We start from the raw sequence: 12021 nt of genomic DNA on the forward strand, positions 1-12021 counted from the left end.
CCGCCCCTTCTCCCGCTAAACTGCCAACCGGAGGGCAAGAGTGATTAAGCACGTCCACATTTCGCAAACCGAGTTTTCAGGCGTCGTAGAGATCGTTGCGAGCGGTTGGGACGGGCGCATCTTGAGGATGACGCGCGATGCGTACTTCAAGCTCCGGCAGCGCGCCGAAGGTCTTCCGATAGAGACGGCCGGCACCTACATTCTCTACGGCAGCTATTTCGACCGCAGTGACGAGGAGCGCCGCAAGCTGTACGTCGGTAAGACTAAGAACGCAAAACAGCGTGGGGACGCTCACGAGCGCGAGAAGGATTTTTGGACCGATGCGTTACTGTTCACCTCTAGTGGGCCGTGGATGAACTCGGCGCATGCAGGTGCGCTTGAGCGGCAGTTCATCGCATGGGTGCGGAACGCCAATCGATACATCGTTACGAACGGTACGGACGGCGGGGAAGAGCCGCTAGGGCCGTGTGATGCGGCCATTCTCGACCTATTCAAGCGCGAGGTAAGAAGCGTGGCGCGGATGGCGGGTATCGACGTCTTCGAACCGGATCCGCTCGGGCTTTTCTTCTTTGATATGCAACCACTACACCACGGCGCCCCTGCCTTCAAGGCAAAAGGACGCCTGGGCGGAAATGCGCTCTTGGTCCTTGCGGGAAGCACGCTTCCACCGCCCCGTGCCGGAGAGATTGGCTACGAATTCCTCGACACGCTGGAGAAGGATGGGTGCGTTACTCGGAATGAGGACGTCATCAACGTGGTAAAAGACACACGTATTCCCTTTGTCGGGCCACTTCAAAAGATCCTCGGAAGCAGTCCGCACAAGTGGGTTTCAGCCAACCGGCGTAAGTTGTCTTCGGTCCTCCTGTTAGAGTCTTCGGACGATGATACGGAGTCCGCTCCGGATGGCGACGTCACGACTACGTGAAAATTGTGGTGTCTCAATCAATTCGGACGAACAGACCAGCCAACGGCATTCATCGCTCAGTCAAGTTGACCTGCGGTGTACTGCTTCATCTGACGACCGAGTCTCCGCGGAAGACCGAGTTTCGGAGCAGCATGATCGGGACTGCCCCCGCATCAAGCGGCCGCCTTCCTTCTTCTCTCCCTTTATCTTTAAGGTAGGCGCTGATTGCCCTGACCGCCGCCTTACTTCAACCGTTGAATGTCTGCTCTCTTTGTGTGCAGCCATTAGAAGACCTTGAGCCAAGTGACTGCAGACAGCCTGTAGCGGTCATCACTGAAGGCACTCCAGACCGGTTGCTGTCACACAAGGTGCGGGGGTAGGATGCCCGCTATCGGCCAATAGCCGTCGGTGACAAAGTCGTCATCGGAAGACTGCTCCCGCCACTTTCTTGACCGAAGGCGCCAGCCAACAAACTCTCCCGGTCCAGTGTGATAGGCAAGCTTCAGCCCGTATGACCTTACCTCGGGTGAGCCGCCAGCCGCGGCTTTTAACTTCACAGCTTGGCCACTCCGCATGCATACAGTCCAGACCAACTGCGGGAGTGATTCATAGTGAAAAGGGATCCAAGTCTGCTTGCGTGCAGAGATGCTGTTAGGCCGCAAGTGTTGTCATCGCGATCCCCGGTCAGAACGTATCGGCTTCGGTCGCGTGGCATTCTCGGGGCGTTACTGACTGAATGAGGTTCAGGTCACTTTTTCAATGTCGAGCACGCGCTTGGTGTGGCGGGCGAACAGCCGCCCGAGCAAACCGCTCTGGAGTATCGGTCCAGCGCAGCGCTGCCCCGGGGTTGACTCGAGCACCACACATCGGCATTGATGTCGGTCACACACCGACCTGCACCGCACACCGGATTGCCGTGCCGGTCCAGAACGGCATCGCCTCCCTCAGACGAACATTGCCAGTTGCCGTACCGGTCGATGACGCAACGACTGTCTGCCGGAGCACACAGGGTGTTGCCATAGCGATCCTGAACACAGCGGGCCTGGGCTGAGCCCAGGAACAGCAGAGCAGCCAGCAACGGGAGGATTGAGACTAGACGCAGTAACATGGAGATAGGACATGGTGCCGGTTGGTATCGATCCGTGCGGCGTCTAGATCCTGAAATCCATCACCGTTCGGAAAACTGCTTTGTGACCGCAAAGAGGTCGGCCACCCCTGCGCATGGTGGCGACGACAGCAACGAAGTAGAAGAACCAGTGAGGAGGAACCGGTCAGACCACTTCGGCCGCTCGGACTGCCGATGCCGATACCCGCAGGTGACTCAGACGCTCGTCAGTCGAGGCAGGCCAGTAAGCAACTGCAGGCGGCGTCGATGTCGGCACCGCGCACAAGACCGACGCCGAGCACGAAGCCCTGCAGCGTTTGTCCATGGCAGAGGGAAGACAAGGGCAGCACGCTCACATTGACGTTCTTCATCCGCTGCACTACCTCGGTGTCGGATATGGAGCCCTTCCAGCCCACGCACATCTGAAGGCCGCCTTGCGGTGCGGGAACGACCAGCCGAGCATCTTGCGATCGCCGGAGAAGGTGGGCCAGCCGTTGAATCCGGGCACCAGCCTCGGTCGTCATGCGACGCAGGTGCCTCTGGAAACCGCCTCCGACGATGAAGTCACCCATGGCCAGCTGAAAGTGCACTGGGACTGCATAACCAGAGACCGTTGCAATCGTCTCCACAAGCCGCAGCCATCGCGGCGGCACGACCAGATAAGCCATACGCAGCCCTGGCGCCAGTGTCTTGGAGAAGGTGCCAACGTAGGCCACACAGCCTTGTGTGTCTAATCCTTGCAGACTTGCAATTGGACGTCCTTGGTATTGATACTCGCTATCGTAATCGTCCTCGATGACCAAAGAATCGTACCTAGCTGCGAAATCGAGCAGCTCCAGTCGTCTTGACAGGGGCATGGTCACCCCGGTCGGGAACTGGTGCGAGGGAGTTGTGTAGATGAGTCTGGGGGGCGAGGTTCCGTCCAGCGCGAGGGTGATGCCGGCCTCATCGACTGGCCGAGGAACAACCATCGCGCCGCGGCTCCTCAGAACCGAGCGCATGCCGGGGTAGCCTGGGTCCTCGACCCAGGCCACGTCACCCGGCTCGACGCAGGCTTGCGCCAATATCGAGAAGGCCGCCTGAGCGCTTGGAACGATGACCACCTGATCGGCATGAGCCCGCACGCCACGGGCCTGACGCAAATGTGTCAGCAAAGCCTCGCGTAGTGACGGAAGTCCGCACTGATGCGCGTAGCTCAGATCATGGCTGATGGGTTGACGGCATCGTCTGGCGACTAGAGTTGCCCACTCCTGCGCGGGAAAACTCTGGAGATCCGGTAGACCCGTCCTGAAAGCCCGAGCCGTAACCGGCGTAGGCGGGTCGTCGAGCTGCCAGCGATCCGAACGCACTGGCGCGGCCGGAACGGAGGGCACGCCGAGAGCGGTTGGGGTATCGATCTGGGCAACACGAGTGGCGGCTCCCTGGCGCGTTTCGAGATACCCCTCCATGGCCAGCTGGTCGATGACTTCCACCAGGGTGCTGCGCCCCAAGCCGGACGCCTTGGCCCAGATCCGCGTGCTGGGTATGCGGGTTCCGCTGGCAAGCCGTCCACTCAGGATGGCGCTGCGCATGGACTGGGTGAGGCTCAGCACGACCGAGCGCTGGCCGCGTGAAGCCTGCGCCAGGTCCACCAGGGTGGCGAGAGCGAGATCGTCGGAAGGGTCCATGGAACGGACAGTGAAGTGCCTGTTGACCGCCGCCGCACAGTGCGAACTGGTCTGAAGTTTATCCATTCACTGGTTCTTCCCGCCAATCCAGCATTGTCGAATCATCGGCGCACATTCCTCAGGAGTTCTCCCATGCCCTCTGTCCAAGTCACCGAACTCGCGGCGACCAGCCCAGAGCTCAGCGATGCAGCCATTTTGTTCAACAGCTATCGCTGCTTCTATGGCTGCCGCTCAGACATCGAGCTCTGCCGTCGGTATCTGGTCGAGCGTCTCGAAGCCGGTGAATCGACCGTGTTCTTGGCTCGACGTCAAGGCCGGTGGATCGGGCTGTGCCAGCTGTATCGCGGATTCAGCTCGATCGCCTGCGCACGGACGGTGGTCCTGAACGACCTCTATGTGGACCGTGCCCACCGGCACGCCGGTGTGGGCAGAGCCTTGATCGAGAAAGCGAGAGAGTTTGCGCGACGAATTGGCGCCGCCCGTGTGACGCTGGAGACGGCCGAGGACAACGTGCGCGCTCAAGCCATCTACGCGTCCCTGGGCTTCGAGCGTTCCACCAGCTTCGTGGGCTACTCGTGGGTCGTCCATCCCGGTTGAACATCCAGTAGGCAATGGCAGTGTTGCACTCGATAGATACGGCTAAGCCGTTTGTACGAACGGTGGCCGTCCTGGCTTGCTAACGCTCCGCTATTCACTAAGAAAGTAGAGATGAAACACCTCTATTACCGCACAGAGAGATCTTCATTTGGTTTAGGGCTGGCGTGCTTTAGAACATGGCGTTTCTGTTGCCCGGTAGCGCACTTGTATCGCATTACCGCCCTAATTCAGCGCCACCGCTACACACAAGACGAACGCCGATACTCCAAAGCGCAGGTCGCTGTATCTGGAAAGCTGGACTGATCTGATGAACCAGAGCATCCCTTACCTCTGCGGGTCTGCCCGTCCGCTTGATCTGATTGAGCGGTTCTTCTGCGCACTCAACGCCATACAGCGCCAAAACTTTATCGTGCACGCCCGGCTATCAAGTCCGGTAGATGAAGTCGAGGTCCGTCGTGCATTTGCAATCTTGGTAACGACCCATGAGGCGCTGCGAACTGCAGTTGTGCTCGGGGCAGACGGAGCGCCGGCCTTCGAGTCGGTCAACAGTTTCGACGACAGCTTGTGCCTTGTTGGACCGGAATGGGCATACCTGCGCCGGCACGCCTTACAGCTCGATCTTTGCGGCAGTGCTGGCGTACGCTGCCTCTTGGTTGGCAGCCGTGGCCGCATTGAGAGAGTCGCGCTTGTCTTTGACCATGCACTGATGGACGGTCGCGGAGCGCTTGTGTTGCTGGGCGATCTGCTGCGGCTGACGATGCAAATGAAGGCCCGTCACGAGGGCAAGCCCTTCGCACCGGCATTCAAACTGCAAGTCGAACCAGAGAACGCGGAAGCAGCGATGAAGGGGTTGACAAGTATCGCAACAGGGATTGAGCAAGCGTTTCGCGTTGAAAGGCGGCATAGCGGGCCCTCGATTCAGGTCCCTTTTATCCACCGGATGACGGTGCCGCCCGAGGCGCTGCAAGCGGCACGCCAAAGCGCTTATGCACTGGGCGTCAGCTCACACGCCTGGCTGGTTTCGCAAACTCTGGCGTCACTGCGTGAGGCTACCGGTAATGAGCACGCGACTTTCGCTGTGAGCCATGCTGTAGATATGCGTCGATTTGAGCAGGGCGCTCCTAGCGTCGCATGCCGCGCAGGCTTACTTTTGGGCAGCTATCGGTTGTCTGCTGGCGACTCTGAAGAGGCCCTGGCGGTACGTGTACAACGCAATATCCAAAGTGGACTTGCGTGCGCCTTCCCAGTCTGGCTACTGAACGTGCTGCCATGGCTGCATGGACCCGGTGACTTCCATGCACTGACCGCTGCAGCACGCGCCGAACTCGCATCCGCACCGTCATACATGGTCTTCAGCGATCTAGGTTCCGTCGATGCCGAGTGGGCAGGCGTTGCAGAAGCTGTTGCAGATGTAGGCTTGACAGTTCAGCCTTTGCCCGGCCAATTGGCAGTCATCACGCGAATCGACTTGGCTGGTCGATCACACCTGCAGCTTCACACCCAGCAGTGCTCCTCTACCGCCGGACTGCTCCAGCAGCTGGTTATTGGTCTCACCGACAGGCTCGGGGCGTACCCCATTGCTCTTCAACGACAAGCTACGGAGTCAGAGGTGGTGTCGTGACGTCCTTGGTTGGCGATACCAGGCTGCTCGTTCGTAGTGTTTGGTTGGCGTGCCTGGTAGCAACACCTCTTGGATTGATCGGCGCGCTTAGCGCTCTCGACGCGCTCTCGGTGTCTCTGCGCGAGCATAGTCCGCACCTCGTGTGGACTTCGCTCCTCCTGTGGGCCCTGCTCGCAATTGGAACTCTCCATGGTGCCCGTGGTCTCGCCTGGTGCCTGGCTTGCGCCGTGGTTGCAGTTCCTCTCGGCTTACTTCCGTGGGTCGGCTTGGGTGCGCTCGTACTGGTCAGCGCCGCCCTACCACTCGCCCTCGTGGGGATCGTGCTGCTACTGGTGGCACGCACGCGGAAGGTGGGAGCGACCCTTGCATCGGGCGCAACTGGCATGGCGCTTTCCGGCCTGCTTGCTCTTTCTGCTGCAACCGCTTGCGGCCCATTACCGAGCGTAGATGGGACAACGGCCGCCGCACAGCTAGCCTCACTAGCGCGCAGTGATCAGCGAGATCGGCAGTCTGCTTGCTTCGTCTTCAATCCATCACGCGATATCGCCCGCCGCGCACTGGCCAAAGAGCTACTCGCCAGGGGCGAGAGATTCCCTCCTCAAGCACTCGCCGACGCAGGTCTTATCCTGCTGCATGGCTCGGAAGTCGCAGATCTCGAACTGGCGCACAGCCTCTTGCTGAGTGCAGTTGCTCTGGGGCACGCTGATGCAAAGCCACTGGAGCGTGTAGCGCTCGACCGACTTCACCTCTCGAGAGGCCAGCCGCAGGTTTACGGCACACAGTGGATAGTCGTGAAATGAACAAGCCCACAGCTACCTTCTCGATCCGGCTCGCCGACTCGGATGAGAACGATAGGATCGCGCCGCTATTTAATGCCTACCTTCGCCTCAATGGCAGAGCGTCTGATGTGATGCTCGCGCGAGACTTCCTCGCCGATCGCCTGGCCAGCTTTGAGGCGTATCTGCTTTTTGCTACGAATGCCTACTGACAGCCTGCATGCTTCATGCAACGTTATCCGGGGTTCTCGTCGCTCGATTGCAGGCTCTCGCTCGTGCTGAATGATCAGTACCTTGATCCGATTGGCAGAGGCTTATGTGGTCGCCAACCTTTATTCGGGCAAGCTCAGCGTCTGGCGAAGCCTCTTCGTGCAGTCGCAATCTCATTGGAGGCCGCACCTGACAACTAGCAGGTCAAACGACTGTAAAAGCACTACGACTCCGCAAGCGATAACCAACCTTTGACCTGTCTTCTCACCGTCTCATGAGATTCTCAAGATTTTTCAGTTTGTGTCTCGTCATGACAGCTCTAGCGCTGGCTGCATGCTCGTCTCGCATCGCACCAACAACTTACGCCGAGCGCGCACTCCACGATCAATTTGGCAGCGATCGAAAGCGCTGTTACGAAGTCGCCGAACGCAGCCTGTCTTATGTCGATCCAAAAGATGGGAGAGCCGTCGCAGAGCGGTCAATCAAAGTAGAAGCCGACGTCCAACGATGCATGCTATCGCGCGGCTGGAACGATCCTCGTCACGATGGATGGAAGGATGGTCGGTCATGAGCTATGCACCTAGCTTCGCCCGGCGCTTTCTTCCAGTGTGGGGCTTCGGCTTTTTCGGTATTGCGGCGCTGCTGCTGCAGCCGGTACCTGCCGCGCTACTCCTAAAGGCGCCGGCGTTGCAAGAGATGCCAGAGATCGTCGTTCGGCTGATGATGATCATGAATCCATTGATTCTGCTCACAGCTATGGCCGCTTTAGGGGCAGCATTGGCGCATCGGAGCGGTCTTCGCAGCGCACTCGCGGGTGATGCTGAAGCGCGTTTGTCCTGTCGAACAGCGGTGGTCCTCGGGCTTGCCGTGGCGTTGGTGGTCTGGTTCATCGACGCCGCGACAGCAGATCTGCTCGGGCCCGCCTGGAACGGTGCCTCAGGTGAGGCCGCTTCGGATCCGGCGTTTTCAGGCTTGCTGCTTGGCGCCCTTTACGGCGGCTTGACCGAAGAGGTCATGCTGCGCTGGGGACTTATGAGCTTCGTAATCTGGAGCGTAACGCGATTGTTACCTTCCGGGCCTGTTATCAGCACACAGGCCACGCACTTCGCCGCCTGGACCGGCATTTCGATTTCTGCCACTGTCTTCGCGGCCGGGCATCTGCCGTTTTTGGCTCAGAGTGTGGAGTTGACCGGGCCCATCGTCGCGAGGACGATCGGCCTTAACATGTTCGGCGGTGTTGTTTACGGCTGGCTGTTCTGGCGCCGCAGCCTCGAGAGTTCGATGCTGGCCCATGCCACTACCCACGTTGGATTTGCGATGGGTCGATGGCTCAGTTGAGGAGGCTGGGAGAAGCAACCGAACAGCAGCGACGCTAGGCTTGCGGTAGCGCACATTGGCTTTCTTTACCGCTTGAGCGTGATGAAGACTGCACTACTCGTGGCCTATTGCTGGGCTAGTCTCCTCTGGCACTTCCCTTGCATCTCTTGTTTGCAGCAGTCCCTATTTCAGCCGCGAGGTCATGGTCTGTGGCTACACAACGTACCGAGCCAGAAGGCCATAGAGGCGGAGTTCTGACCAGTACCGTAGTTCGTTCTCCGCAGCGCTACAAACGTTTGCAACTGGGTTAACAGGTGAAGCTTATGTCTCCTGTTGGCCGTCGCCTTACAGTCTTTGGCCGACCTCTATGCGGCAGAAGGTCACTATGCAGCGATTGCTGCAGATCACGTCTGCAAATCGTAGTACCGCTTTCTGCCAGGTAGCAGCCCACCCAGTGGCACTGCTTTCGGTCCTCAATAGCTGCTTTGGAGTGAGTAACGGTCAGTGAGGAAAAGGTCAGTCAATATGGTGCTGAATTTCAGCTATCACGGGAGATCTAGTGGTGCTATCGCATGGGACCTGCCGCTCATTTCAAGTGTCTGGCTGACATTCGAACCTTCCCCTTGCGCTGCGCTTGGGGTAGGCAGTCATTCGGCAATGTCACGTGATGTCAAGACTTTGGCGTCTTGGGTCATTTCTGCGCTCTCCGATGTACGGCACAGTTGATCGTTGACTGATCTCTGAGGAACGTACAGATGAATACTTCATCCAAGCGCTTGATCACTGCAGCCAAGGTCGGCAGCCTTTCGTTTGCGACTCATGCTGCAGAGACGGGCCTCCCTTACGCGAGCACCCGATTTCTGCCTGTAGATGAAGGCCATATTGCCTACGATGACACAGGCGGCAGTGGCCCACTGGTTCTGGCCGTTCCAGGGATGGGTGATCTGCGTTCAGAATACCGGGCGCTGCGACCGCTGCTTCAGCAGGCCGGATATCGCGTCGTCACCATGGATGTTCGTGGACACGGGGACACGACAGCGCGTTGGCGTGACTATTCCGCGCATGCCGTCGGCCGTGATGCTTTGGCACTGATTGACCATTTGAACGCAGGCCCCGCAGTGATCCTGGGCAATTCATTTGCTGCGGGATCTGCGTTGTGGGCGGCCCACGATGCGCCAACAAAAGTACGTGCCGTCGTGCTGTTAGGGCCCGTGGTGCGTGACGGACAGCCATCATGGTTCGCCAAGACCGCCGTTGCCGTAGGTTTTGCTGGACCTTGGCGTGTGCCTTTCTGGCTGGCATTTTGGAACAGCCTATTTCCGTCTCAAAAGCCAGAGGACCACGCCGAAGCCAAAGCTGCGCTCGCCGCCAATCTCAGAGAGCCTGGTCGCATGGAGGCGTTGCGCATGATGATCGGCCTATCCAAAGCCGATACCGCCGCTATCGTCGAGCAAAGCCGTGTGCCAGCGCTGGTGGTGATGGGCACGAAGGATCCCGACTTTCCCGATCCTGTAGTCGAAGCGCGGTGGTTAGCATGTGCTCTTGGCTCCATCCCTCTGATCGTTGAAGGAGCAGGCCATTACCCGCATCTAGAGATGCCTGAGCGCGTGGCACCAGCACTACTGAGCTTTCTTGCACGCATCGGCACGAAGTGACTCATGTTTGCTTGCCGCAGACACCCATATGGGTTTAGAGGCTCAGTGCCGAGAACGCCGAGCAGCCGCGGGGGTTATCCCAGTCCAGCGTTTGAAGGCGCGGTGGAAAGAGCTAGGGTCTGCAAAGCCCAGCAGGTAGGCCACCTCACCCAGTGCAAGGTGCTCATCGGCGATGTAGCGCATGGCCAGCTCACGTCGCACTTCGTCCATCAAGTAGGCAAAGCGTGTGCCTTGATCATCGAGTCGACGCTGAAGGCTGCGTTCGCTCAGGTTCAGGCACCGAGCCACTGCCTGCAGCGATGTCTGTCCGTGGGCCATGCCTTCGGCCAGTTGTCGTCGCACCAACGTGACAATATTCTCTGGTGGACACTGGCTGGCTGCGAGCATTTGCTCGGCATGGGCCATGACAATCCGCGACAAACCTGGATCGGCAGCAGGTACCGGGCGGTCCAACAGCTCGCTGGGCAGCACCAGACAAGACACAGAACACTTGACACGGGGTGTAACTCCAAAGACCTCTCGGTACGTCTCGAGCTTGTCCAGTGCTGCATGCGCGAACTCGACGCTCAGCGCCTGCACCGGTTCACCGCAGAGCTGAGACGCAACCACCACCAGCGAGGCCAACGTGAACTCTGCGGCCTGCGGACATGGCCGCACGCCTACCACGTCAAATCTGTGCTCGATCCGTGTGGTTTCACCAATCGGGATGATCTCGAAAGTCGCGAGGTCGTGCAGAAGGCGGTTGTAGCGTGCCAGTCGCTGCAGGGCCGTGCGCAAGTCGGGCGCGGTACGCACGGCGTAATCCAGCACATCGAACTCTCCCGGGCGGATCAGACCTGCGGCAAACAAGCCAAACGATGGTTTGTGGGTCAAGTCCGCTGCGCGCGCCCACAGGTGCTCCTCCACCGCAAGCGGCATGCGTGCTTCAGGATCACTCAGCCATTCGGCGTTAAATCCTGTGCTGGACATCAAGTGTGCAGGCTGTACGCCCAAGACGCTGGCACGATGAATGATCAGAGCTCCAATTCGGGCGGAAACTTTTGGACTAGAGGTGCGCGTCGTCATCGTCGGTGCATGTACATCTAAAGGAGTCAATACCCTAAGCACATTCTCTCTTGTGTTTGGGCAGGGCTTCATCACCATTCAAGCCACTGTCTCACCGATGGCAGATGCCGCGTCTCAAGTCAAGCCTCGCCATCAGGCGTCTCTCTACCTGAGCCTTTTGCGTCGCGCACGGTGATGGTCACTTGTGCTTCTTCGCCTCTACGACCTACAGCACCACGCAACAACCGTGACGTCGCTCATCAGATTCACACGTCAGTGCACATTCTCTGCCGACCACGCCAAGGGCATGACCAGCCACGCAACGGAGTTTGGATCCTGCGCTATTCATGTTTAGAAAGCCACGCTGTTGTTATCAGGCAATGAGTTTGACCCTGACGTGGCGTCAGACTTGAGGATTGTCTTCATGCAAACAATCGACTCTGAAATCACATCAAACGACCATTTTCGATACGCCGGCGATTTCCAGTCTTGGCTTCAAGATACGCTGAACGCTTTCTCAACTGGACAAGGTGCCTCAGTGCCGTGCGGCGACTGCAAGGCTTGCTGTCGGGCCGGGTATTTCATTCCGGTTCACCGGCAGGAGTGGTCCACCCGTGCGGCCATTCCCGCGCGCTTGCTCGTCACACCTCCCGCCCACTGCGACGATGGCAACTACCAACTGATCAGCACGACCCGGCGCGGTCACTGTGCGTTACTCAAACAAGGTGCCTGCTCCATCTACCGCGAGCGGCCACAGACATGCCGCGACTACGACTGTCGGCTTTTTGCGGCATCGGGGCTTCTGTCTGGCCATGGCGAAATTGACCAACAAATCGCCCGCTGGCGCTTTCACTACGGCAACGAGGAAAGCAGGCGTACGCACGCGGCCATCCGGGCAACGGCAGGCTTTGTCATCAACCACGCAGGGGCGTTCCCAGAAGGGCGCGTTCCCCAGCGGCCCGCCGACATCGCTGTGGTGGCCATCAAGGCACATCGGGTCTTTCTTGACGCCATAGTGCAAAGTGGTGCCCCAGAAACCATTGCCAAATCCATTGTGCAGGCTTGCCGCGCCTTTGATACGACAGCTCGCCTCGCGTTCAGGATGACACCCACCGCATGAGGCCT

At 59.0% G+C, this 12021-nt stretch carries 9 protein-coding genes; 7 read left to right on the forward strand and 2 right to left on the reverse strand.

The window, feature by feature from the left end; translation table 11 throughout:
* Positions 1-40: 40 nt before the first annotated feature.
* The gene (locus AC2D80_RS00210) at positions 41-925 is read left to right on the forward strand and encodes a GIY-YIG nuclease family protein (protein WP_484630968.1); all 885 of its coding nucleotides are present in this window, start codon (positions 41-43) and stop codon (positions 923-925) included.
* A 1311-nt stretch (positions 926-2236) separates the two neighbouring features.
* On the opposite strand, the gene pdxR is transcribed toward AC2D80_RS00210, so the two are convergent.
* On the reverse strand, positions 2237-3676 hold the full coding sequence (gene pdxR / locus AC2D80_RS00215) for a MocR-like pyridoxine biosynthesis transcription factor PdxR (RefSeq protein ID WP_484630969.1): 1440 nt from the start codon (positions 3674-3676) through the stop codon (positions 2237-2239).
* 132 nt (positions 3677-3808) lie between these two features.
* Here pdxR and AC2D80_RS00220 point away from each other — a divergent pair, with 132 nt between their 5' ends.
* From AC2D80_RS00220 to AC2D80_RS00240, 5 genes are all read left to right on the forward strand, one after another.
* Entirely contained in the window at positions 3809-4273 is a 465-nt protein-coding gene (locus AC2D80_RS00220) for a GNAT family N-acetyltransferase (protein ID WP_484630970.1), read from the forward strand.
* A 307-nt stretch (positions 4274-4580) separates the two neighbouring features.
* A complete protein-coding gene (locus AC2D80_RS00225; RefSeq protein WP_484630971.1) occupies positions 4581-5894 on the forward strand; it encodes a hypothetical protein in 1314 nt (437 codons plus the stop codon).
* 796 nt (positions 5895-6690) lie between these two features.
* Positions 6691-6882 carry a hypothetical protein gene (locus AC2D80_RS00230; RefSeq protein WP_484630972.1) on the forward strand — a complete coding sequence of 64 codons (192 nt, stop codon included), beginning with the start codon at positions 6691-6693 and terminating at the stop codon, positions 6880-6882.
* Between the two features lie 565 nt (positions 6883-7447).
* Positions 7448-8218, forward strand: a complete 771-nt coding sequence (locus AC2D80_RS00235; RefSeq protein ID WP_484630973.1) for a CPBP family glutamic-type intramembrane protease — start codon at positions 7448-7450, stop codon at positions 8216-8218.
* Between the two features lie 734 nt (positions 8219-8952).
* Positions 8953-9852, forward strand: a complete 900-nt coding sequence (locus tag AC2D80_RS00240) for an alpha/beta fold hydrolase (RefSeq protein ID WP_154163053.1) — start codon at positions 8953-8955, stop codon at positions 9850-9852.
* Between the two features lie 42 nt (positions 9853-9894).
* On the opposite strand, the gene AC2D80_RS00245 is transcribed toward AC2D80_RS00240, so the two are convergent.
* Positions 9895-10995: an AraC family transcriptional regulator gene (locus tag AC2D80_RS00245; RefSeq protein ID WP_484630974.1), complete on the reverse strand. Its 1101-nt coding sequence runs from the start codon at positions 10993-10995 to the stop codon at positions 9895-9897.
* A gap of 325 nt (positions 10996-11320) precedes the next feature.
* On the opposite strand from AC2D80_RS00245, the gene AC2D80_RS00250 reads away from it, so the two are divergent.
* Positions 11321-12016: a YkgJ family cysteine cluster protein gene (locus tag AC2D80_RS00250; RefSeq protein ID WP_484630975.1), complete on the forward strand. Its 696-nt coding sequence runs from the start codon at positions 11321-11323 to the stop codon at positions 12014-12016.
* Positions 12017-12021 lie beyond the last annotated feature (5 nt).

It is taken from the genome of Hydrogenophaga sp. T66 (assembly GCF_057219855.1).